This is a genomic window from Epilithonimonas tenax DSM 16811 (assembly GCF_000428485.1).
Classification (GTDB): domain Bacteria; phylum Bacteroidota; class Bacteroidia; order Flavobacteriales; family Weeksellaceae; genus Epilithonimonas; species Epilithonimonas tenax.
In genome coordinates this window covers 17857-40602 of sequence record NZ_AUAA01000007.1, presented here as the reverse complement: position 1 = coordinate 40602, position 22746 = coordinate 17857, and the positions used below count along the sequence as shown (strand labels likewise).

Below are 22746 nucleotides of genomic sequence, written 5' to 3'. Positions count from 1 at the left end.
AAAAAACCGAGAAGTTTTTTTCCCGGTTTCTGTTTTATTTTTTCTTTTTGTCTTTCAGAACAGGCGGTTCTATTGGATTATCGTTGGCGTCATAAAAATCTTTCAGCATTTTTTCCTGTTTTTTTACCATTTCGCCAATGCTAACATCACTCCCAGGTAATTTTTGAGACATCATTTCTGGTTTCAGCATCGGCCTGATGGTTGCAAAAGGATCTTTCTTGAAATCTGCAATGGTACTTTCAAATTTGTCTCTGGATACTTCTACACGTTTCGCACTTCCGCCCGGCGATATTTTTTCGATGTAAGATAATTCTTCGAAATTGTCGACTTTTTTATTGCCCTTCAGTTCCCAAGAATAATTTCCGCCATCATCTTCAATCTTTACAATCAGCCCTGGCAACCCATAGAATTTATAAGGGCCATCTTGAAAAGGAAGATCTGTGGTGAACCACGCATTCCATTTTCTGCCTCCGAAGTCTGTGGTGGCTTTCTGCGTGCTATAGGTTCCGATTTTTACTTTATCAGATGTGATACTCCAATTGAATTTGGTGTTGTCTACGTAACCTAACTTCACCGGCGTCATCCCGTTTTGAAGTCCTTCTTCCAAGATTACCTTCATATCCGGATAGGCTTTTTCTACCTTGTAAGCAAATTTTGGCATTCTCATAGATTTTGACATATCCTTGAAAACGCCAGCTTTCTGCATCGCTTCTACTTCTATTTTAATGATAGAATCCTGAGCAACCCAAGTAAAGTCTCTGTAAAGTGATTTTTCTTTTGTGATATCTAGTGTTGTCATTACTTTTTCGACTTTAGCCGAATCTTTCTTTGGTTTGAAAGTCAATTCGTAGAAAAAACGGTTAGAAGCCGTTTGAGCAAAAACCATGGATCCAACCGTCAGAATTGGAAGAATGAATAATTTTTTGAGAGGGTTCATATTTTATATTTTTTGTTTCTGAATAATTAGTGTAGTATTCCGGAAAATGTTACACAATTATTCATACATTTTTCTGATCGACTCATTCATTGTTTTATAAATTTTGAGTTGCTCCTCATTTTTAATCAGATCTTCGTGCAGTTTTAAAATCCTTTCGTCGCCACGTACGGCTGGTCCGGTTTGAGCGAGTTTTGGTTCAAGATGATTGATTTTCTCTACGGTTTCATTAATTAAAGGAAGGAAATAATTGAAATTAAGAGCCTGAGCATCGGAAATTTCCTTGGCTCTTGCAAACAAATGATTCACGAAGTTGCAGGCAAAAACAGCGGTGAGATGAATGTACTTTCGCTTCTCATATGTTGCAATTTCGACATTATCAGAAATAATGGATGCTAACTCAAAAAGAGATTTTTCATCAATTTGATCCTCAGCTTCTATAAAAAACGGAATTTTTGAATAATCGAGATCCTTGGTTTTGGAAAAAGTCTGCAAAGCGTAGAAACTCGCTTTTCTGTAATTGCCTTTCAGGATTTCTTTTGGTAATGATCCGGAAGTGTGAGCTACAAGTACATTTTCGTTTTTAATTAATTCGGAGACATTTTCAACAGATGAATCAGAAACGGCGATGATGTAAAGTTCAGCTTCATCTAATTTTTCAGTTGAATAAGGAATGTCAAACTCAGTTGAAATCTTTGAAAGTTCAATTTCATTTCGTCCAAAAATCTGATGAACTTTCATATTATTCTGAGTGAAAGCTTTTGCCAAATGATAAGCCACATTTCCCGAGCCGATAATTATTGTTTTCATAAGAACAAAGATAGATTTTTGTTTAAAATTCAGAAAAATTTGAACACCAAGTCCACGGAGAATTTTGATATTAATGGTTGATAATTGTGATTGTGCGCAAAATGTCTTGGAAATGTTATTTTTTAATCATTTTTAAACAAACTCTTCGTGTTTAATTTAATTAAAAGAAATTGAAAAAATAATTTAACTTTGGTCTTATTTTTTAATCAAAACTACGAAACACCTGAATGAAGCTCAAAGATGAGGAAATTGTAAATCTCTTCGCTAAACCACAAACAGTGGAGAAAGGTTTGCGCGAGATGATGGATGCTTATCAGAGTCGTCTTTATTGGCATATTCGGCGGTTGATTGTGGATCACGATGGTGCTCAGGATGTTTTGCAGGATACATTTATAAAGGCGTATCAGAATATTCATCAGTTCAAAAATGACAGCAAACTGTACACTTGGCTGTATAGAATCGCTACCAATGAAGCCTTGCAGGCACTGAATAAAATGAACAGGATGAAGAAGACGGATGAAGATGCAGAATACCATATGCAGAATCTGGTAGCTGATAATGCAGGACAGGATGCGGAAGAGATTCAGGTTTTTTTGCAAAAGGCGATCCAAACTTTGCCGGAGAAACAGAAATTGGTGTTCAATATGAGGTATTATGATGATTTGCCTTATGAAGAGATCTCGAAGATTTTGGATATGTCGGTCGGAACTTTGAAAACGAATTATCACTATGCCAAAGACAAGGTAGAGAATTATATTAAGGACAATTACTCGCAGGAGTTTTAAAAAAAATAAAAGAAAATGAAAATCGATATTGAAAAACTAAACAGAAAAACGCCGTATCCGGAGCCTTCCGAGGATTTTTTCAAACAGATACAGGCGAATGTCATTTCACAAACAGTGGGAAAAAACCCAGTGGTTGTGAAAAAGGAAGCTAAAGTTTTTGCTCTTAATTTCAAATGGATGGCCGCAGCAGCAATCGTTTTGATTGCAGGAATTACTGCATTTTTGGGATTCAGTAACGATCCCGAAGTTTCTGTGGCTCAGCAGAGCCCAATTATTGACAGTGTTTATAAAATTGAACCAGTTCAGGAGCCTGCAAAAGATCTAATGGCTGAAAATAATACTTCCATAGAAACCCGTACAGAGACCTCAAAGCGCAAACTTTTCAATGTTCCGTTGCAGGATACTTCTTTTGAATCCCCAGATCAGATCTTAAAAAGCAAATCAGTCGCAACAAACGGTACCAATAGGCAGGATTATGCTTATGAAACGGAGAGAAAACCGGAAGCCGAAGTAGAAAAAGTGCTTGCCGCTTTTACACCAGATCAGTTGAAAGACTTAGACAGGAATAGCGAACAAGATGTTTATCTTGATCTTTATAATTAATTAAAATCAAAAAGATGAATAAATGCTTATTAATTATTTTGATTGCCGGATTATTCTGCGCTCATACCGCAAAAGCGCAACAGCGCAATTCTGGAAGTACAGCCGGGAGAAATACTACAACAACGCCAACATACAGAAGTGGATCTGCCAACTCGTTATCTCCTTCCGCAACGATGCAGAGACAGCAACCTATCCCCAGAACATCGGAGTGGAAAACGATGAATATGCAGGAAAAAAAGGAGGCGGTAAGTAATATGTCCGTAAAAGACAGATCTGTCTTTTACCAAAAAATGAAAGAAAATATCGTCATCAGTGATCTTGATATTTCAAAAGATAGAGAAGATGAATTCAAAAAGTTGTACGCTGAGTATCAAAACAATCAGAAGCAGATCAAAGAGAAATTCCTGGTAGATAAAAACCTGGATCATCTTTCTGACGAGGAAGCCTTAAGGCGTATCAATCAAAGTTTTGAAGTAGGACAGCAGCTCCTTAACAATAGAAGAACTTATGCCGATCAATTCTTAAAAATACTCACTCCGCAACAGGTGTTGACGCTTTTCCAAACAGAAGGAAAAATGAGGGATAAAATGCTTGATAAAAAGAATGATAAATAATTTCAAAACCTCTATTTTTTAGAGGTTTTTTTTAATTTATATCCCACATTCACAAATGTTTCTAAATAATTTTTCCTATTCTCTTAAAATTATGTATTTTCGCACACTGATTATAAACATATAATATAAAATGGCAATTTTAGGCGAAATTAGAAAAAGATCGTGGCTATTAGTAGGAGTTATTGCATTAGCACTTTTGGCTTTCTTGGTAAATCCTGATACAATAGACAAGGTTTTTGGTAAAAATCCAAACATTTTGGGTAAGGTAAATGGCGAAGAGATCACAAGAGACGAGCTGAATGACCAGTTGTTCATTATGCAACAGCAGGCTCAGCAGCAAGGACAGCCTACAAAAGGTCTAGAAGAGCAGGCTTGGCAGATTCTTGTACAGTCCAAGCTCATCAAACAACAATTTGAAAAAACAGGATTAACACTTACAGATGAAACGTTCTGGAGCCAATTGCAATATGATCCTATTTTCGCTCAGAATCAACAGTATTTTGACGAGAAAGGAAACTTTAAACTGAAAGATATAAAATCTGAGATCGAAAAATCTCAGGCTACAAATCCTGAAAACTATGCTTTCTGGTTGAAAAACAAAAAAGCAATCGAATACAGAATGATGGCGAGAATGTTATTCGGGAATATCACATCAGGCGTCACTACCAGCAAAAAAGAAGCAGAGCTGATGGTGAAATTCCGCGACGAGATGGCCAATATCGATTTTGTGAAAGTTGATTACCTAGAGTTTTCTAAAAAGAACAACGTAAAAGTAACGACTCAGGATCTTGCAGATTATATCAAATTACATCCGACAAGATTCAAGGCTACTGCCAGCAGAAATATCGCTTATGCTTATTTCCCTGCTGCACCAAGTGCTCAGGATGACGCTGCAACGTTGAACGAGATCAACAAACTTTTCCTTAAAGGCACAGATGCTTCCAACGGAACAGAGAACTTCCAGAATACCAAAAATGATTCTATGTTTGTAGAACTTAATTCTGATGTTCCTTTCATCTCTCAGTATGTAAGCCCAGCTCAATTGCCAGCAGAATTGAAAGATAAAATTACTACAGCAGCCATAGGACAAACTTTCGGTCCGTACAAAGAGCAAACGCTTTACGTGGTTTCAAAATTATTAGATAAAAAAGCTTCCGACTCTACGTTGTCAAAACATATCTTGATCGCGTATAAAGGTGCTGAAAGATCCACAGCGACAAGAACAAAAGAAGCAGCGAAGAAAACTGCGGATAGTTTATTGGCAGTTATAAAAGCTGACCCAGCTAAATTTGCTGAAGGACTTAAATTGTCTGACGAGCCAAACGCCGTAGAAAGAAACGGAAGTGTGGGTTGGACAACGCCGGCAAGTCAGTTTGCACCAGGATACTTGAGTTTCTTGGCCAGCAATGCAAAAGGCGCTACTGGATTGCAGGAAACAGCATTCGGTTATCACATCATCAATGTTGAAGATAAGAAAAGTGGCGCGATGGCTTATAAAATTGCACACTTGGCTAAAAATATCAAAGCTTCTGATAAAACGGAAAATCAGGTTCTTACTCAGGCTACCAGATTTATCCAGCAGAGTCAAGGGAAAAGTTTTAATCAGTTCAAAAACCTGGCGGAGAAAAACAAATACAGATTTGATAATCCTAAAACCGTAAGCCGCTTCCAAGGAACACTTCCGGCACTTGGAACAGAAAAAGACGCCGATGTTATCGCTTGGGCTTTTGATAAGAAAAGAGAAATTGGCGATACCGATATCTTTACAGTAGAAGGTACTGGTGACAGAATTGTGGCTTACGTGGTAGGAAAACAGGAAGAAGGTCTTGCTGATCCGGAAACTGTAAGAGATCAAATAGAGCCTATTGTAAAAAATAAAGTTCTGGCTAAAAAAATTATTGAGAAAATCAACGCTGGCAAATATGCTTCCCTAGATCAGGCTGCAAAAGCATTGGGCGCTCAGAAATCAAGCGCTGCTGTAAATGTGTTCAATCCTTCTGTAAACGGTGCGATGGAACCTAGAGTTGCTGGTGCAGCATTCGGAGTTGCAGTGAACAAATTATCTCAACCTATTGAAGGGATGACGGGTGTTTATCTGGTGGTCAAAAAATCAGTGACTACAAATAAATTACCAGGAGATATCAAACAAATCACAGAATCTATTACGCAGCAGAATTCGCAGCAGTTCACTGGTGCATTCTTGAAGAGTCTTCAGGACAATGCCAATATTAAAGATTACAGAATCGAAGTTTGGGATAAAAATCCTCAGCAATAATTTTAAAATATTTTAAGATCAATAAAAGCGGCACAATTGTCGCTTTTGTTGTTTTTTATTTATATCAATTATAAATGCAATATTCATATATTTGCTCATTAGTAAAATCAATAAAACGTGAAGTTAAGTAAAGAATTAAAAACAGGACTCATCGCCATTTTTGCCATTATAGGTTTTGTCGTGCTTTATCAATTTATGAAAGGGAAAAACCTTTTTACAACGGATAATGTCTTCTATGCAAAATATGATAATGTCGAAGGACTTTCTGTTTCAAATCCGGTTTCCATAAACGGACTAAAAGTAGGGCAGGTTGACGAAATAAAGCCTATCACTACAAAAGATGGCAAGTTGCATTTTGTGGTAAAAGTAACAGTTGATGATACGTTTGAATTTTCTAAAAATTCTACAGTAGAAATTTTTGAGCCAGGCTTGATGTCAGGGAAAGAAATGAAAATCAACTTATTTTATGGTGGAAATACCGCTAAAGATGGCGATACGCTGAAAGGCAATTATCAGTTATCAATGCTTAACTCATTGTCTTCACAAGTGAAACCCGTTAAAGATCAGTTGTCAAATGTATTGTTGAAGCTGGATTCTACTTTGGCAAGCACAAACAAGATCGTAGACGAGCAAAACAGGAGAGAGATCAAATTGTTGCTTTCAAACCTGAACAGGACGATAGAATCTTTCAAAGGTGCATCTGATAGAACCAATTCAATCTTGGCGAATAACGAAAAAGGTCTCCATGAAGTTGTTGCCAACGCCAACGCAGCCATGATGACCGCCAACAAAACTCTGGATAAATATGGTTCTGTGGCAGAACGTGTGGATATCGACAAACTGAATGGCACAATAGACCAATTCAACCAGACCGCAGGAAAACTCAATAACGTTATTTCCGGCATACAAAACGGCGACGGTTCTCTTGGTAAATTGGCGAAAGATGAAGAGCTTTACAATAATCTAACAAAGACCTCAAAAAATCTTAATGAGTTGGTAGAAGACTTCAAAGCCAACCCAAAGAGATATGTGAACTTCTCGGTTTTTGGTAAAAACTCAGACAAAAAATAATATATGCAATATATTGATAATGTTATTTTCCTAATTCTTTTGGTGCTTGGTTTCGGACTGTTTTTCAAAAGTCTGAAAGAGATCTACCGCAATATCAAATTAGGAAAAGAAATCAACAGGACCGACAGGAAATCGGAGCGCTGGGCTGTAATGACCAGAGTGGCGCTCGGACAGAGCAAAATGGTAAAACGTCCGATTGCGGGGATTTTGCACATCTTCGTGTATGTTGGATTTGTCGTTATCAATATTGAACTTCTGGAAATAATCATCGATGGAATCTTTGGAACACATCGCTTTTTGCAAAGTGTCTTAGGAGATTCTTTCTATGCTTTTTTTACTGCCACTTTAGAAGTTTTGGCATTGCTGGTCGTTGTTGCTGTGGTGGTCTTTTTTATCCGAAGAAATTTCTACGGTGTGAAAAGACTCACAATGAAAGAACTTTTCGGATGGCCAAAGAAAGATGCCAATTGGATTTTGATCATCGAGTTTGCTTTGATGGTCGCTTTTTTCACTATGAATGGCGCGGATTATTTTTTAGGTTTACATCATTTGCAAACTTTACAAGAAAGTAAATTACTTTATGGTTCTACAATTGCAGGGAATGAATATCTTTCTCCAAGTCATTTTCCAATTTCGTCCAATTTTTTCTTTTTAGATAATTTTTCAGATTCTACGCTTCATATTATCGAAAAATCGGCGTGGTGGTTTCACTTTGTCGGGATTTTGTTCTTTATGAATTACCTTTATTATTCCAAGCATCTCCACATCATATTGGCTTTCCCAAACACTTGGTTTTCAAATCTAGAGAAAAAAGGAGAATTCAATAATCTGGCTTCTGTTACGAAGGAAATCAAATTGATGATGGATCCCAATGCAGACCCTTATGCCGCTCCGGCAGAAGTCGAAGCAGAAGTTCCTTCAAAATTTGGAGCAGAAGATGTTTTTGATCTCAATCAGCATCAGTTGATGAGTGCTTATTCCTGTACAGAGTGCGGGAGATGTACATCGGTTTGTCCTGCTAATATGACTGGTAAAAAATTATCGCCAAGATTGATCATGATGAAAACCAGAGACCGATTGGAAGAAGTGGGTAAAAATATCAATCAAAACGGTGGTCAATTTGTAGATGATGGTAAAAAACTGGTTAACGATTATATTACCAAGGAGGAGCTTTGGGCATGTACCACTTGTAACGCTTGCGTAGAAGCTTGTCCTGTTCTGATAGATCCATTATCCATCATTTTTGAAATGCGCAGATTTTTGGTAATGGAGCAGTCTGCAGCGCCACAAGAATTAAACCTGATGATGACGAATGTTGAAAACAACGCAGCGCCTTGGCAGTACAACCAGGCAGATCGTCTGAATTGGGCAAAAGACAATTAATAAAACAATGTAATAATCTACCGATGTAACAGTCGTTTAACTAATTGTTAAACTGTTACATTGATAATATGGGTCAATTATAAAAAATGGATTTCACTATAAAAACAATGGCAGACTACGCTGCAGAAGGCAAATCTCCAGAAGTTCTCTTCTGGGTAGGCTGCGCCGGAAGCTTCGATGATAGAGCTAAAAAAATAACCAAAGCATTCTGCAAGATCTTGAATAAAATAGGCGTAGAATTTGCGGTTCTAGGTCAGGAAGAATCTTGCACAGGTGATCCTGCAAAACGTGCCGGGAACGAATTTGTTTTCCAGATGATGGCTTTGACCAACATCGAAGTTTTGAATGCTTATGAGGTCAAAAAGATCGTGACTGCTTGTCCGCATTGTTTCAATACTTTAAAAAATGAATATCCAAGTTTAGGTGGGAATTACGAAGTGCTACACCATACGCAATTCCTGAAGGACTTGATGAATGAAGGTAGACTGAAAATAGAAGGCGGTAGTTTCAAAGGAAAAAAGATCACCTTCCACGATCCTTGTTATCTCGGAAGAGGCAACGATGAGTACGAAGCGCCAAGAATGTTGCTCGAGAAGCTGGATGCCGAATTGGTAGAAATGAAACGCTGTAAAACCAACGGATTATGCTGTGGCGCAGGCGGCGCACAGATGTTTAAAGAGCCTGAAAAAGGAAATAAAGACATCAATGTGGAGAGAACCGAAGAAGCGCTTTCCTTTGCGCCAAAGATCATTGCTACAGGCTGCCCGTTCTGTAATACGATGATGACAGATGGTGTGAAGCATTTTAATAAAAATACAGAAGTAGAGGTGAAGGACATCGTGGAGCTTTTGGCTGAAGCTGAGGATCTTTAAACAGATACAAATCTGAAATCAATACTTAGTTGTCATTGTTGCCTATAGTTTTCTCCTTGCATGAATAATCAATTTTTTAAAATCTTCATTTTAATTATATCTTTATTCCTATTGCTTTCGTACACAACGAAAAAAATTACATACGATTGGGATCTGCCAGCTTATGTTGGTTGCATTTTTCAATTGGACGGTTACAATGATGCGGATGTTCATCAGAAAACCTATCAGCTGTTGAAGATTAAGGCTTCTAAGGCAGACTATTATCATATTACTTTTTCAGAAGCTAGTGGCTACAGGCAATCCATGTCGGTCGATAGTCATTATTTTCGTCAACAACTACCATACTATCAGGTAAAAGTACTGTACTTAGGCGTGGTGCAATTTCTGACCTTATTCAATATCAATAGTATTGACGCTATTTATCTGATCAATTTTGGATCCATTTTTTTGCTGGGGATATTGATGTTTTATGTGCTAAATACTGGTTATGAAATGGCTTTTTTTACAAGTCTGGCCATTACTTTAGCCATTATTTACGGTTTTCAGCTTCTGGAGTTGTACCAAAATGCCTCGCCTGATTTACTCAGTTCATTACTTTTTGTGACGGTTTTTTGGTCTGTGATTGCCAATAAAAATTTCTGGTTTCAAATGTTTCTTCTGTCATTGCTAATACTTGTGAGGCCGGACAGTATTGTGTTTTCTTTGCTGTTTATTATTTTTTCCGGCTATGTTCATTCAGTAAAATCGGTTGCTGTTTTAATGGCTATAATTACGAGCTTCTTACTCTATTTTTCGATTGTAAAATTCTTTCACTATCCAGGATGGGGCGATCTTTTCTACGATAGCTTCATAGAACGTAGGATAGATCTAGCAGACAAGGCGGATTTTACCTGGAGTACCTATCTGAAAATCACCCTTAATCAGCTTCTTAACTTTAAGAAAATCTCAGCGGTACTGATTTTACTGTTGTTTATCAATGTTGCGAAATCTTATTTTTTTGGATTACCGAAGAAGTACCTTCTGTTATCATTACTTTTGGTGACTTGTACGTTTGTGAAGTTTTTGTTATTTCCGTCGGTAGAAATACGTTTTCATTTACCATTTATTCTACTATTGATTCTAATCGCTGTAAAACCTTCTGACAAAAATGGATTCGTTTTTTTTAAGCCATTATGGGCAAGAGCAATTAGATAAAAATCCGTAATTTTATCTTTTTAAAATCATTTTACGAATTTCAAAACGTAATTTTATCAGCATAGTAATCCATAAATAGCTTCTTATGAAAATTGAGGAATCACATATTGTAGAAACAAGCGATTATCGCGTCATCATATACCCAGCTTCCAGACCATTTACGGCCAAAGAAAGCAAAACCATAGCAGAAAGATTATACGATTTTTTAGGTGATTGGGCTGCTCACGGAAAAGCATTGTCCTCTTCTTTCAAAATTGAAAAAAACCAATTCATCATCATTTGTGTTGATGAGGAGAAAGAAGCAGCTTCTGGCTGCAGTATTGATGCTCTTGGAAAAGTGATGAGAGCATTGGATCTGGAATTCGACTTGGGTCTCTTCGACAGGATGAAGGCCAGCTTCATAGAAAACGGTGAAGTCAAGACTTTGAAACTTTCGGATTTCAAAAACAAAATCAAAACGGGTGAATTGTCAAAAGACATCCATGTTTTTGACTTTTCAAAAAATACTTATCTTGATTTTTTGAGCCATTTTATTCAGCCATTCAGCAGGAGTTGGGCGTCTGCGATTGCTTAATATTCTGATTCAATTTCTCTTTCAAAAGTACACTTTGAACATACTCTTCATTTCTTCTTGGTTTCCGAATAAATTAGAACCTACAAATGGTAATTTTGTACAGCGTCATGCAGAAGCGGTTGCAATGCTGCACGACGTGGAAATCCTTCACGCCATTGGAGATTTTGAGCAGCAGGAACATTATGTGATCGATGATCAAATGATCAACGGCATTAGGACATTGATCGTTTATTACAAAAATTCCAAAAATCCGATTCAGAATTTTATGAGAAGGATGAAAGCTTATCAAATGGGATTTGGAAAGATGAAAAGACCAGATCTTGTGCATGCCAACGTTCTTCACAACAATATGCTTTTTGCGGTCTATCTGAAAAAGAAATACAAAATTCCCTTTGTCGTAACAGAACATTGGACGGCACTTAGAAAAATCAATCACACTGTTACATCATCAGTGATAAAAAATACAGCTAAAATAATCGGTAATCAGGCATCCGTCATTTTGCCGGTGAGTAATGACTTAAAAAAAAGTCTCATAGCATTGGGCATCAAAACATCTATGAAAGTGGTTCCCAATGTTGTGGATACAGAGCTTTTTCAGCCCATTGATTTTCAAAAAGACGATTTTACCTTCGTCCATATTTCTAATCTGATTCCCAGAAAAAATGCTGAAAAAATACTGGCTGTCACATGTAGATTGTTAAAAAAAGGTTACCAGATCAGGTTAAAAATTGGAGGCGATGGTGACACTGAAGTCTTGCGGAAGCTTGTGAAAAAACAAGGATTCGAAGATCAGATCGAGATTTTTGGTACACTAACGCTTGCAGAGGTCTCGGAAAAGCTAAAGACTTCTGACTGTTTTATCCTTTTCAGCACAGATGAGAACCAGCCCTGCGTTATTGCAGAATCTTTCGCGTCAGGAATCAGTGTCATCTCTACCAATGTGGGTGGGATATCAGAATTTTTTCCGGATCATTTTGGAATACTGCTGGACAAGCCCGATGAACTCCTGTTGGAAAATGCTATGATAGAGTTGCTGAATGAAAAGGCAAAACCCAACAAAGAGACCATCTCGCAATACGCCAAGGACACATTTTCTCAGACAGCCATTGCAACCCAATATGCTGCAGTATATCACCGTATTGTTGCAAGAAATCCTAGATTTGAAAACGAATGACCAGCCTGAAAGAATTTTTAAGCCGTTTTTTTAAAAACAAAGGACATCACGTTTTTCTTTCTTTTCTGATTGCAAAAATTTGCGGCTTTTTAAGTTCTATCGTCATGATCAGAATGCTGTCCGAAAGTGATTATGGCATTCTAAGTATTGTGATGTCTGTGTTCGCTATTTTTCTACCCTTTTCTGGCTTGGGAAGCCATCAGATTTTATTAAGATTCGGATCAATTTCTGAAGATAATGACAAACAAAAATTATCTTCATATCTTTTCTACAAAGGTTTTCTGTACGAAGTGCTATTGATTCTGATCTTTTTAGGGTTTTCTTTCATTTACGGAAACAAGTATGATAATGTGTATGTCATATTCCTATTCTGCGGCATCAGATTACTTGGATTTTACCTCTGTAATCATATCCAGACTTATTACAGAATTATTGGAAAGAACAATGTTTTTGCAAGCGTCAATAATGTTATCAATATCGGAGGTTTTATCATCCTGATGGTCTTCACCTATTTTTGGAAATTCTACGGTTATCTTTTCGCTATCGCAATTATTCCGTATTTGTCTTTGTTTTGGTTAAAAAAAGAAATCTTTGCTGCGAAAGCTTCTGCGCCATCTCATAAGAAAGAACTATGGCGATTCGGGATTTTTACGGCTGCTACGTCTGTCATTTCAGAAACTTTATTTGCTTTGGATATTTTGCTTCTTGGTTTTTTCTTGAATGCAAATGCTGTTGCTCATTATAAAGTAGCCATTTTATTACCATCCAATATTCCTTTTTTAGCCATCAGTTTTATGCAGAGCGACTATCCGCTTCTTTCCAAAAATTATGAAAACAAATCTTTTTTAACTTCTTATATCAGAAATTATTACAAGCTATTTATTCCGGTCTGCATTGGTATATTGCTGTTTTTCTATTTTTCCAAAGATATTTTAATTGCGTTTTTCTTCGGGAAAAATTATATTGATAATGATAATTTGATGATGGTATTACTTTTTGGTTTTACATTTGGAATGCTTTCCAGAAACCTGTTTGGTAATCTGCTGCCTGCTGTTGGTAAAATAGAGATCAATACAATGGTGTCCGTCATATCATTAATTCTGCTGGGTATTGTCTCATTTTTTCTGGTGCCAGCTTTTGGCGTCTTAGGAATGGGTATTTCTTTGGCCTGTATGATTATCTGGGAAGGATCGGCTTACATGCTATGTTTTAGAAATTATCTTAAAAAGCTACCGTAAAGCATTCATATTTTAGAATTATCTTTGCATTGATGAAACTCAAGATATCCATAATTTTATCAGCTCTTATCGTTCTTTTCTCTTGCCAAAGAGATGAGACAGAAATACAGACCATAGATCAGGTGCTGAAACTCTACATGCAAAATACCGCTGGTCAGGATTTGCTGAATTCCAGAATCAAAGGTTCCTATTCTACAGTTATTTTGCAGGACCTTTTAGGACAAAAGGATTTGCAGGCGATTACAGGATACAGCTTCCCAAAAGATGCAGACACCGTTGTTTATATGGATTATCCGGCTGGAGCTATCCGGCTGAAGGTAGATTCTCTCAGCAATGACAATGTGCAGACCTACTATTCCAGATTTGTGATTAGACTGACGAAAACAGATGCCGTACCACCAGATGATTTTGACACCATTAAGATCGAATATAAGTCAACAGCCTCTCTTTTCCAGATCTCAAAACTCTGGTACAACAACGAACTGAAATTCACAAAAGTTCCAGGACAGCCAAATATTGTCAAGATCATTAAATAAGATCATTAAATAAGATCATTAAATAAGATCATTAAATAAAATCATTAAATTTGCAATCACAGTCAGGAATTATATGAATTTTTGGCAACCAACAACTATCAACCAACAACCAAACTATGTTACAGGTTAATTTTTTGCGCGAGAACAAAGAGCGCGTTTTGGAAGGCTTGAAGAAAAGAAGCTTCAAGGAATTAGATTTGGTCGATGCAGCCATCAACGCTGACGACGAAAGAAAAAAACTACAGTTTGAGCTGGACTCACAACTTTCCGAGATGAACAAAATTTCGAAAGAAATTGGAATTTTGATGAAAGACGGAAAAAAAGAGGAAGCTGAAGCGGCAAAATCCAAAACTTCTCAATACAAAGATTCCAGCAAAGAATTACAATCTCAACTAAATGAGGCTGAGACCAACTTGCTCAATATTCTTTATCAGATCCCGAATGTGCCTTACGAAAAGGTGGTTGCAGGCGTTTCTGCCGATGACAACGAGATTATTTATGAATCTACAACGGTTGAAGGTCTTGGCGAAGGTGCTATCCCACATTGGGAATTGGCGAAAAAATATAATTTGATCGACTTCGAATTGGGCGTTAAAATCGCTGGTGCCGGTTTCCCTGTCTATTTCGGGAAAGGTGCGAGATTGCAGAGGGCTTTGGTTCAGTATTTCCTGGATAAAAATGTAGATGCAGGTTATCTGGAGGTGAATCCACCACACGTAGTGAACGAAGCTTCTGGCTACGGAACAGGACAGTTGCCTGATAAAGAGGGCCAAATGTACTATGTGAACGAAGACAAATTGTTTCTGATTCCAACGGCGGAAGTGCCGGTAACCAATCTTTACCGTGATGTTTTGCTGGATGAGAAAGACCTTCCGATCAAGAACACCGCATTTTCCCAATGTTACAGAAGAGAAGCCGGAAGCTACGGTGCGCACGTGAGAGGTTTGAACAGGCTTCACCAATTCGAGAAAGTGGAGATTGTAAGACTTGAAAAACCGGAAAATTCCTACGCTGTTCTGGAAGAAATGGTAGATCATATCAAATCCATTTTGGAAGATCTGGAACTGCCTTACAGAATCCTGAGACTTTGTGGAGGCGACACAGGTTTTGCTTCAGCAATGACTTACGACTTCGAAGTGTGGAGCGCAGCGCAGGAAAAATGGTTGGAAGTAAGTTCCGTTTCCAACTTCGAAACTTTCCAGGCAACGCGTTTGAAATGCCGATACAAAACAGACGGAAAAACGCAATTGGTTCACACACTAAATGGTTCTGCAATGGCCTTACCAAGAATTATGGCTGCACTTTTAGAAAACAACCAAACCGAAGAAGGCATCAGATTGCCGAAGAAAATTGCAGAATATGCAAGGTTTGACTTGATTAATTAATCCCCATTATCGCAAAGTCGGAAATTTCTATTTTATATATACTGTATAGTCGCAAAGTTAATTTGCGACTTTTATTTTTGTTTCGATAAAAAAAGTATAAAATTCAGTTTTATTATTGTTCTAAAATAGTAAACCCAATTTATCTTTAAGAGGAATTGTTAAATCTAAATATTCGAAATTCAAATTTTTATTTTCTTTAAGAGGTGTTATCATTTTTGGGATCATTTTTTGATCTTTAGTGATAAATGCATCAATACCTCTATTTTGTATTTGTGCGAGAAGCTTAAGTCATTTATTATAACTTTTCTCTCCTCAGTTTTTCGCAAATCTTGATTGTCTTTTAAAAATGCATAATAATCTCCAGAAATTTTTGCATCTCCGTAATCAAATTCTAATATTTGAAAAGCATTTAATGCTAGTAAGTTATCAGGGTTATCAGCAACTGCATATTCACCAATGACAATAGTAGACAAATACAAAATAATATTATTTTCCAGAAAATATTGAAAATATTCTACAACAGTTGTGTGATATTCGTCGTCAGCTTTTAATAATCTTGTTACAAATGAATTATCTAAAAGAATACTCTCAATACCTTTCATATTCCTTCAGTTTTTAAACCATCAATCCACTGATCTATATTTGTAATTTTATTCAAATTTTTAGATGCTCTGTCAATTATTTTATCTAATAAAGACTTATCAAAAGAAGGACGATAATTAATGAATTCAACTAATTTCAAATCATTGAATTTGCCATCCGAGAGGCTTTTTTTTCCTTTAACCTTTACACCATATGGCTTATATGTTTTCTTTTCTCCATTTAAAATTTGCTCTTTAGTAGCTGAAATCGTTATGTTACCAAACTTTGAGGTGGAAATATGAATATTCGGATTTTTTCCGCCTTCTTGATAAATTTCCCCATACAAATAAAACTCACTTTCATAAAATTTCGGAGCAATCATATCGTAGTTGGTACTTGTATCAATAACTAAAGATGATTCTGTAGATAGCGAATTATTAAATTCAATGCTAAATCCTTCTTTAATGGCTTTTTTTTGAAATTTATCAATGACTTCTTGACGTTTGTAGTCTAAAAAATCTAAAGATTTCCTTTTACGGATTTCTGTGGTAAGTCCGTTGAAAAGAATAACCGCTGAAATTGGAAGATAGAATTTGTGTTTTGCAGAACCTGATTCAATATCGTAAGAAATTTGAGGGCGCAATTTTTTTTCTTCTCTTGTGGGGTACAAGAATGTTTCGATGTCAGATATAACGTTTTTTACTTCGTTAATATCAACATCTTTAGGAGTTAATGAATTATTGATATTGTCAACTCTGATTTCTATGTAACCTTGTTCTTCCACAATTCAAAAATAACAAAAAAATAAAGATTACAGATAAAACTTAAGTATTATCCCTTCGGAATTTAATAAAAGTGGGATTGAGCTTACTTCAAATTCAAATAATAATTCCAGATCAAGCGGATCTCGCTAAAATCAAATTCAGCAGGCAAGGCGGCTTTCCAGTCATTGATATTGTCTTTTGGATTGTGCTTGAACACCTTTTCAAACGCCTCCACCTTTTCCTTCGGATAGATTCTTAACAGATCATTTTTATCAAGCAAATTCTGTTCAGCATATTTGGATAGATGTCCAAAAATAGTGGAGCTCACCAGGCCTCGTTCTTTAGCAATTTCAGAGACCGTTTTCCCATTTTGGAATAGTTGGTAGGTCAAAACGTGCGTTGGCACTTTCTTGATTGCCATGGAGATCTCAGTGTCTTTTTCCTTATCGAATAATGGTGTTTCCAGGAGATGTACATCCTTTAGGTCTTTCAGATATTCTTCGACATCATCCAGCCAAACACGGAAATCTTCATTAAAAGATTTTAAACCTTTGACAGCTTTCGTTTCAGAATAGTAGTCTTTGAGTGGCGAGAAGATTTTCTCATTCACATTCGAGAAAAAGAAATTGACGGCACCTTTAGCCTTGATCTCAACTTCCGCCCATTCCTCTTCCCCTTTCAGGAATTTCTGGGTTTTCTGAACCAAGATCCTTTCAAACTTCTGGAAGATGACGGTCAGATTTTCTATCTCAGATCTTAGCGTAAGGTACAGCTTTTGGGTTCTGTCTTTATCAATGAATTTGCTGCTTTTCGTCGTGATATTCCAATTTTCCAAAGCCGAAAGAAACCACACGCAATCAATTCTTCTCACCACTTTCTGGATGCTGTAATCGTACTTTTCAGAATTGATGATCTCCTCCATTTTGGAATTGGCGTGCGTCTCGTCCTGAAATTTTGAAACCCTTTTGTCACAGAAAATGACGTCAGGCGTAATCTTCGATTTCAAAATAATACCTTCCAAAGTCCGGCAACGCGAAAGCGCCACATACACCTGACCCGAAGCAAAACTTTTCCCGGCATCAATGATCAATCTATCGAATGTCAAACCCTGACTTTTATGGATCGTAACGGCCCAAGCCAGCCGAATCGGAAATTGTTTGAAACTTCCTAAAACTTCTTCTTTAATATTTTTATCCGCATCCAGAGAATAGCGCTTCTGTTCCCAAGTTTCTGCTTTCAGTGTGATTTCTTCTTCGCTTCCGTCCAGAATCACAGAGATCTCATCTTCGTCTAGATAAGAGATTTGGGCTAATTTTCCGTTGTAATATTTTTTGTCAGAAGACGTGTCATTTCGGATGAACATAATCTGCGCCCCAATCTTCAGTTCCAAAACCTCATCATTCGGATATTGGGTTTCCTTGAATTCGCCCACCACATCTGCATTGTACAAATGAGATCTGCCTCCAAGTTCCTTCAGCTTTTTCTGATTGATGTCGTCCGCCATTTTGTTGTGCGAACAGAGATAAACGTAGGCTTCATCTTTGGAATCAAAATCCGGCTGATATCTGGAATTCAATAAGTCAAAATCGATGTCTTCCGAGATGCCGTTGCGGATGGCATTTAATATATCAAGAAAAGTCTCATCGGTTTGGCGGTAAACTTTAGTAAGTTCGATGGTGATTAATTGGACTTCTTCCAATGCCTTTGCGTGGAAAAAGAAAGGCGATTTGTAATATTTGGCAAGAACATATTCGTCCCGAACAACTGGTGGCAACTGGTAAAGATCGCCGATAAAAAGAATCTGAACACCACCAAATTTCTGCTGATTCCTGCGAACGTGTCTCAAGGAAAAATCCATCATATCCAAGACATCCGAACGCAGCATCGAGGCTTCATCAATAACAATGATTTCGATTTCCCGGAGAAGTTTCAGTTTGTCTTTTCGGTATTTGAAGTGAACCATCAGGTCGGCAATATTATTCGCCATATTCTGATCGATTCTTTCCGTCGTCGGGAGAAAAGTTCTCAGTGGCAGGCCAAACATAGAATGGATGGTAACGCCGCCAGCATTGATTGCAGCGATACCCGTTGGTGCCACTACGATGTGCTTTTTCTTAGTTTTTTTGACAAAATCATTAAGGAAAGTTGTCTTCCCTGTTCCGGCTTTTCCGGTTAGAAAGAGACTTCGATTGGTATGTTCGATCAGGTCAAAAAGGGAATCATTCATCGGGTCAAAGGTAAAGAATCAGGAAACAAAAATCAAGAGGCAAGGCAAAAGTAAAATCATCTGCAAACTACTTCACGCGATCCGGATTCTGTTTCAGAAAGCTGTCCCAGCCAGAGTATGATTTGTCTGTTGCAATAGTTCCGGAATTGAAATGATGACACACGGCTACTGCCAAACCATCGGAGGCATCCAGATATTTCGTCGGGAATTCTTTCAGTTTCAGAAGGTTTTGCAGCATTCCTGCCACCTGTTCTTTGCTGGCATTTCCGTTTCCGGTGATCGCCATTTTTACTTTTTTAGGAGAATATTCGGTAATCGGAATGTTTCTGTGAAGACTTGCTGCGATCGCAACGCCTTGCGCGCGTCCCAGTTTCAGCATACTTTGGACATTCTTACCGAAGAAAGGTGCTTCCAGAGCGGTTTCGTCAGGATGATATTCATCTATCAATGCTAAAGTCTTGTCAAAAATAACTTTAAGTTTGGTTTCGTGATTTTCATATTTCTTCAACACCAACTCGTGCATGACGATCAACTCCATTTTTCCTCCTTTCACAGAGATGATCCCGAAGCCCATAATGGATGTTCCCGGATCAATTCCTAAAATTATTTTTTCAACTTGCATAAGCACAAAAATACGTTAAGATTTTCATAAAGATCTAAAGCTGAATGATATTTTAATGAAAACTGATGAGATTTGAAACACCTAAAACCTAAAGCATCAAAACAGGGCGTGTACTTACTGTTTCAGTCGTCTTTGACGTCGGGTTTACCAATCCTTTCTTTTTCTTTTTATCCACGCTTGTACTTTTTGAAAAATACAATCAGAAGCCGGGAACCTGCTGTCCGCTACTACTCCTCGCGCCAAAGCTTTTCCCAACGCCTGCTGTGGGGTAACCGCTCCCATCAGGGCTATGGGTTTTGTCACCAATCAATGGTTGTCATCCAGTAGAAAGATCCATAAAATGACCCATTCACGAAGCATCGTGATTTGATGAATCTCAATAAAACAATGATTTTTAGGTTTTTTTAACAAAATAGTCAACTACGAATCTGTGATATCGCTTACGGTTTTATCATCATTCGCCGTGTCCATTTGTTGGTTGAAAACTTCACTCTCCTTACGTTGTTTCAGTTTATATAACCAATACATTCCACCCAAAGGAATCCCAAATGTCCATACAGAACCAAGATAACCCATTGCACTAAAACTGACTCCAAATAGAATTTGGAAATTTAATAATTTGAAAGATAAACCCCCAACCGCTGCATAAGAAATAGCTGGTACGTTGAAAAAAAGAACAGCCAAGTATTTTATCCATTTTTTCGTGAGCGTACTTTTTTTAATTTCTCTGATCACATAAATATTAAAAAGTAAAACGACCATTGGAATAAGCCCGAAAAGCCAAAATAATAACATATGAGGTTTGGACTCATTTACTTGTAGTGTATCTATATTGATGATCTTCTTCGATTTGTCATCGAACAACACCCGGAAAACACCAAATTTTTTCTCATTAGAAAATTCAACTAATGCCAATGTTGTATTAGGAGATGTGTTTTCACTTGCAACAGTAGAACGCTTTTTTTCGGCTTTCATAAGAGAATATTCAAACTTACCATCCCCGAAATTACTGCCCACCAAAGTTCTGAAATTGTCCAAACCAGCCTTCAAAGTGTCCATATTTGTATTTCTCCCTGTCGGACTTTCCAAGGCCATTTGAGAAATACATCTATCATAATCTTTCTTCATCATAGACTCAACAAAGACTTCTGTTTTATCTTTATACGTAAAACTGTTCCGGATAAAATCGCAGCTTGTGAAAAGTATAAGTATAAGAATCAGGGATAAGAATTTAAATTTTGTCATAGTTTTTTGTGAACCATTTAGGATTAGAATTGCTGATTAATGGAAATATATTTAATCAAATCAAATCAAGGTCCTTTTGAATTTTGAATGTTCGTCTTTCGAAAATAAGTAAAACGGCTTAGTTTATCTTATTTTTGTCAGTATTTTTTTCAAATCTTCGTATAAGCTTTAGTTTTTTATTGCTAGGAAAGTCAAAGTTTTTACAATCACTGTTACTTTTAAGATAAACACAGGCATTTAATTAAATAAAGAAATAGAAAAAACTACATTTATTAGTCACAGGATGATATCTGCAAAATGCATAATAGTCTCAGGAGCAGCCTGAAAAAAAACCGACCTCAATTTTTATTGAAGCCGGTTCTATTTATTCAGTAATTCTAAGGTCAGAAACGATGATGTTGTGATGATCACAATCTTGGAAACAGATGCCGTTTTCTTTCCAGTAAGGATTCTTCGGCGTGAGAAGAGGTACTTTGTAATATTCCAGGTTGGCAAGGATCTTCTGGAACTCCACCAAAGTTTCCGGATAGAACACCAAGATATCGTCTTCATCAAACTGAGATTTCGGCAGATGCCCATCCTGTGTGAACTCCAGATGCCAGTTTTCGCCAGCTTTCCCCAGAAAAACGCCATCATAGCCATTATGAGCTTCAAACTTCCCAATCACTTCAAACTCCAATACCGAAGTGTAAAAATAAATCAGCTTCTCAAGATTCTGCGTGTGTCGTGCGTATCGGAAAACCATTTTATTTGAATATTAATGAAAATAAAAATCATTCAGTTTTTCTTCACAAAGTGTTTTCACCACGTTTACCCAGCTTTGTTCCTCGTTCAGACAGGGGATGTAATCGAATCTTTCACCGCCGCCGTGCAGGAAAATCTCCTTTCCTTCCACAGAGATCTCTTCCAAAGTTTCCAGACAATCGGATACAAAAGCAGGACAAACGATTGCCAGTTTCTTGATGCCTTTTTTGCCAAGACCTTCCAACGTAGCGTCTGTATAAGGCTCCATCCATTTGTCTTTGCCGAGTCTGGACTGGAAGGTGACCATCACCTTTTCTTTTGGTAAGCCCAATTTTTTGCACACCAATTCGGTCACTTTATAACACTGGTGTCTGTAGCAGAATTTGTGCGAAGGATTGTCTTCCTTTTGGCAGCAATTATTCATATTGCAAGTGTTCGTAGGGTCGGTTTTGTAAATGTGACGTTCCGGGACACCGTGATATGAGAACTGCAGCAAATCAAAATCTGGCGGTAGTTTTTCTCTGATGCTTTCCGCTAAAGCATTGATGTACATCTCTCGGTCGTAGAATGGCTCCACGTAATTGATCTTGATATCCGGGAAGAATTTCAATCGTACTTCCTCCGCTTTATCAATGACGGTTTCTGTTGTGCTCATCGCGTATTGCGGATAAAGTGGGAACAGTGTGATCTCTGTAATGCCTTGGTCTACCAATTCCTGGATCCCGGTTTGTATAGATGGTTCTGCATAGCGCATTCCCAAACCAACAGGTACATCTACAATCTCCTGAAGTCTTTTCTGGAGATGTTTGGAGATCACGATCAGAGGCGAGCCTTCGTCTGTCCAGACTGTTTTGTAGGCTTCTGCAGATTTTTTTGGTCGGGTTTTCAGGATGATGCCCTGGACCAAAAGCGCACGGAAAATCCATCGGTAATCGATGACTTTTTCGTCCATCAGGAACTCGTCCAGATAATTTTTGACATCTTTTACGTCCGTCGACTTCGGAGATCCGAGGTTCACGAGAAGAATTCCTTTTTTATGATTGGTTTCCAATATTGAAATTATTTTTTTTTAAAGCTTCAGAAAGTCTATCAGCAGACAAACATTCACGATTAA

General features: G+C 37.4%; 23 protein-coding genes. 13 read left to right on the top strand and 10 right to left on the bottom strand.

The genetic code is table 11. The features are described 5' to 3' along the window. Positions 1-34: 34 nt before the first annotated feature. Complete coding sequence (locus F564_RS0104925) at positions 35-937, bottom strand: GLPGLI family protein (protein WP_028121638.1); 903 nt, start codon at positions 935-937, stop codon at positions 35-37. Positions 938-994: 57 nt separating this feature from the next. Continuing rightward, positions 995-1744 carry a Rossmann-like and DUF2520 domain-containing protein gene (locus tag F564_RS0104920; RefSeq protein ID WP_028121637.1) on the bottom strand — a complete coding sequence of 250 codons (750 nt, stop codon included), beginning with the start codon at positions 1742-1744 and terminating at the stop codon, positions 995-997. 227 nt (positions 1745-1971) lie between these two features. Here F564_RS0104920 and F564_RS0104915 point away from each other — a divergent pair, with 227 nt between their 5' ends. From F564_RS0104915 to serS, 13 genes are all read left to right on the top strand, one after another. Further along, complete coding sequence (locus F564_RS0104915) at positions 1972-2529, top strand: RNA polymerase sigma factor (protein WP_028121636.1); 558 nt, start codon at positions 1972-1974, stop codon at positions 2527-2529. A 15-nt stretch (positions 2530-2544) separates the two neighbouring features. Further along, the gene (locus F564_RS0104910) at positions 2545-3132 is read left to right on the top strand and encodes a hypothetical protein (RefSeq protein ID WP_028121635.1); all 588 of its coding nucleotides are present in this window, start codon (positions 2545-2547) and stop codon (positions 3130-3132) included. Positions 3133-3146: 14 nt separating this feature from the next. Then, on the top strand, positions 3147-3746 hold the full coding sequence (locus F564_RS18715; protein ID WP_051259562.1) for a hypothetical protein: 600 nt from the start codon (positions 3147-3149) through the stop codon (positions 3744-3746). A 130-nt stretch (positions 3747-3876) separates the two neighbouring features. Beyond that, positions 3877-6021 (top strand): peptidylprolyl isomerase, encoded by a 2145-nt coding sequence (locus tag F564_RS0104900; protein ID WP_028121634.1) that lies wholly within the window; start codon positions 3877-3879, stop codon positions 6019-6021. A 117-nt stretch (positions 6022-6138) separates the two neighbouring features. After that, on the top strand, positions 6139-7092 hold the full coding sequence (locus F564_RS0104895; protein ID WP_028121633.1) for an MlaD family protein: 954 nt from the start codon (positions 6139-6141) through the stop codon (positions 7090-7092). Positions 7093-7095: 3 nt separating this feature from the next. Beyond that, a complete protein-coding gene (locus F564_RS0104890) occupies positions 7096-8475 on the top strand; it encodes a 4Fe-4S dicluster domain-containing protein (RefSeq protein ID WP_028121632.1) in 1380 nt (459 codons plus the stop codon). A gap of 86 nt (positions 8476-8561) precedes the next feature. Continuing rightward, the gene (locus F564_RS0104885; RefSeq protein WP_028121631.1) at positions 8562-9347 is read left to right on the top strand and encodes a (Fe-S)-binding protein; all 786 of its coding nucleotides are present in this window, start codon (positions 8562-8564) and stop codon (positions 9345-9347) included. 111 nt (positions 9348-9458) lie between these two features. Next, complete coding sequence (locus F564_RS0104880; RefSeq protein WP_154656809.1) at positions 9459-10541, top strand: hypothetical protein; 1083 nt, start codon at positions 9459-9461, stop codon at positions 10539-10541. 85 nt (positions 10542-10626) lie between these two features. After that, positions 10627-11115 carry a hypothetical protein gene (locus F564_RS0104875; RefSeq protein WP_028121629.1) on the top strand — a complete coding sequence of 163 codons (489 nt, stop codon included), beginning with the start codon at positions 10627-10629 and terminating at the stop codon, positions 11113-11115. 34 nt (positions 11116-11149) lie between these two features. Continuing rightward, positions 11150-12289: a glycosyltransferase gene (locus tag F564_RS0104870; RefSeq protein WP_154656808.1), complete on the top strand. Its 1140-nt coding sequence runs from the start codon at positions 11150-11152 to the stop codon at positions 12287-12289. Further along, entirely contained in the window at positions 12286-13527 is a 1242-nt protein-coding gene (locus F564_RS18710) for an oligosaccharide flippase family protein (protein ID WP_051259561.1), read from the top strand. The genes F564_RS0104870 and F564_RS18710 overlap by 4 nt, the downstream gene beginning before the upstream one ends. 32 nt (positions 13528-13559) lie before the next feature. After that, on the top strand, positions 13560-14063 hold the full coding sequence (locus F564_RS0104860) for a hypothetical protein (RefSeq protein WP_034980773.1): 504 nt from the start codon (positions 13560-13562) through the stop codon (positions 14061-14063). Positions 14064-14179: 116 nt separating this feature from the next. Further along, positions 14180-15448: a serine--tRNA ligase gene (gene serS / locus F564_RS0104855; protein ID WP_028121626.1), complete on the top strand. Its 1269-nt coding sequence runs from the start codon at positions 14180-14182 to the stop codon at positions 15446-15448. A gap of 221 nt (positions 15449-15669) precedes the next feature. Here serS and F564_RS18705 read toward each other — a convergent pair whose 3' ends face one another. The 8 genes from F564_RS18705 to hemH form a co-directional block, all read right to left on the bottom strand. Then, complete coding sequence (locus F564_RS18705) at positions 15670-16050, bottom strand: type II toxin-antitoxin system VapC family toxin (RefSeq protein ID WP_228373860.1); 381 nt, start codon at positions 16048-16050, stop codon at positions 15670-15672. Beyond that, entirely contained in the window at positions 16047-16814 is a 768-nt protein-coding gene (locus tag F564_RS0104845; protein ID WP_028121625.1) for a hypothetical protein, read from the bottom strand. Before F564_RS0104845 ends, F564_RS18705 begins: the two co-directional genes overlap by 4 nt. Positions 16815-16897: 83 nt before the next feature. Beyond that, on the bottom strand, positions 16898-19021 hold the full coding sequence (locus F564_RS0104840; protein WP_028121624.1) for a helix-turn-helix domain-containing protein: 2124 nt from the start codon (positions 19019-19021) through the stop codon (positions 16898-16900). A gap of 67 nt (positions 19022-19088) precedes the next feature. After that, the gene (ruvC, locus tag F564_RS0104835) at positions 19089-19643 is read right to left on the bottom strand and encodes a crossover junction endodeoxyribonuclease RuvC (RefSeq protein ID WP_028121623.1); all 555 of its coding nucleotides are present in this window, start codon (positions 19641-19643) and stop codon (positions 19089-19091) included. Positions 19644-19787: 144 nt separating this feature from the next. Then, a complete protein-coding gene (locus F564_RS20540) occupies positions 19788-19946 on the bottom strand; it encodes a hypothetical protein (protein ID WP_154656807.1) in 159 nt (52 codons plus the stop codon). Between the two features lie 117 nt (positions 19947-20063). Further along, positions 20064-20888 carry a hypothetical protein gene (locus F564_RS18700; protein WP_034980770.1) on the bottom strand — a complete coding sequence of 275 codons (825 nt, stop codon included), beginning with the start codon at positions 20886-20888 and terminating at the stop codon, positions 20064-20066. A gap of 364 nt (positions 20889-21252) precedes the next feature. After that, entirely contained in the window at positions 21253-21633 is a 381-nt protein-coding gene (locus tag F564_RS0104820; RefSeq protein ID WP_028121622.1) for a VOC family protein, read from the bottom strand. Between the two features lie 12 nt (positions 21634-21645). Continuing rightward, positions 21646-22683, bottom strand: a complete 1038-nt coding sequence (hemH, locus tag F564_RS0104815; RefSeq protein WP_034980767.1) for a ferrochelatase — start codon at positions 22681-22683, stop codon at positions 21646-21648. Between the last annotated feature and the right edge of the window lie 63 nt (positions 22684-22746).

What these genes read in the sequence shown, in the direction of transcription:
- F564_RS0104925 (WP_028121638.1), bottom strand. Translation starts at nt 937, where the DNA reads ATGAACCCTCTCAAAAAATTATTCATTCTTCCAATTCTGACGGTTGGA.
- F564_RS0104890 (WP_028121632.1), top strand. Translation starts at nt 7,096, where the DNA reads ATGCAATATATTGATAATGTTATTTTCCTAATTCTTTTGGTGCTTGGT.
- F564_RS0104915 (WP_028121636.1), top strand. Translation starts at nt 1,972, where the DNA reads ATGAAGCTCAAAGATGAGGAAATTGTAAATCTCTTCGCTAAACCACAA.
- F564_RS0104910 (WP_028121635.1), top strand. Translation starts at nt 2,545, where the DNA reads ATGAAAATCGATATTGAAAAACTAAACAGAAAAACGCCGTATCCGGAG.
- ruvC (WP_028121623.1), bottom strand. Translation starts at nt 19,643, where the DNA reads ATGCAAGTTGAAAAAATAATTTTAGGAATTGATCCGGGAACATCCATT.
- F564_RS0104885 (WP_028121631.1), top strand. Translation starts at nt 8,562, where the DNA reads ATGGATTTCACTATAAAAACAATGGCAGACTACGCTGCAGAAGGCAAA.
- F564_RS18710 (WP_051259561.1), top strand. Translation starts at nt 12,286, where the DNA reads ATGACCAGCCTGAAAGAATTTTTAAGCCGTTTTTTTAAAAACAAAGGA.
- F564_RS0104875 (WP_028121629.1), top strand. Translation starts at nt 10,627, where the DNA reads ATGAAAATTGAGGAATCACATATTGTAGAAACAAGCGATTATCGCGTC.
- F564_RS18705 (WP_228373860.1), bottom strand. Translation starts at nt 16,050, where the DNA reads ATGAAAGGTATTGAGAGTATTCTTTTAGATAATTCATTTGTAACAAGA.
- F564_RS0104920 (WP_028121637.1), bottom strand. Translation starts at nt 1,744, where the DNA reads ATGAAAACAATAATTATCGGCTCGGGAAATGTGGCTTATCATTTGGCA.
- F564_RS18700 (WP_034980770.1), bottom strand. Translation starts at nt 20,888, where the DNA reads ATGACAAAATTTAAATTCTTATCCCTGATTCTTATACTTATACTTTTC.
- serS (WP_028121626.1), top strand. Translation starts at nt 14,180, where the DNA reads ATGTTACAGGTTAATTTTTTGCGCGAGAACAAAGAGCGCGTTTTGGAA.
- F564_RS0104860 (WP_034980773.1), top strand. Translation starts at nt 13,560, where the DNA reads ATGAAACTCAAGATATCCATAATTTTATCAGCTCTTATCGTTCTTTTC.
- F564_RS18715 (WP_051259562.1), top strand. Translation starts at nt 3,147, where the DNA reads ATGAATAAATGCTTATTAATTATTTTGATTGCCGGATTATTCTGCGCT.
- F564_RS0104900 (WP_028121634.1), top strand. Translation starts at nt 3,877, where the DNA reads ATGGCAATTTTAGGCGAAATTAGAAAAAGATCGTGGCTATTAGTAGGA.
- F564_RS0104820 (WP_028121622.1), bottom strand. Translation starts at nt 21,633, where the DNA reads ATGGTTTTCCGATACGCACGACACACGCAGAATCTTGAGAAGCTGATT.
- F564_RS0104840 (WP_028121624.1), bottom strand. Translation starts at nt 19,021, where the DNA reads ATGAATGATTCCCTTTTTGACCTGATCGAACATACCAATCGAAGTCTC.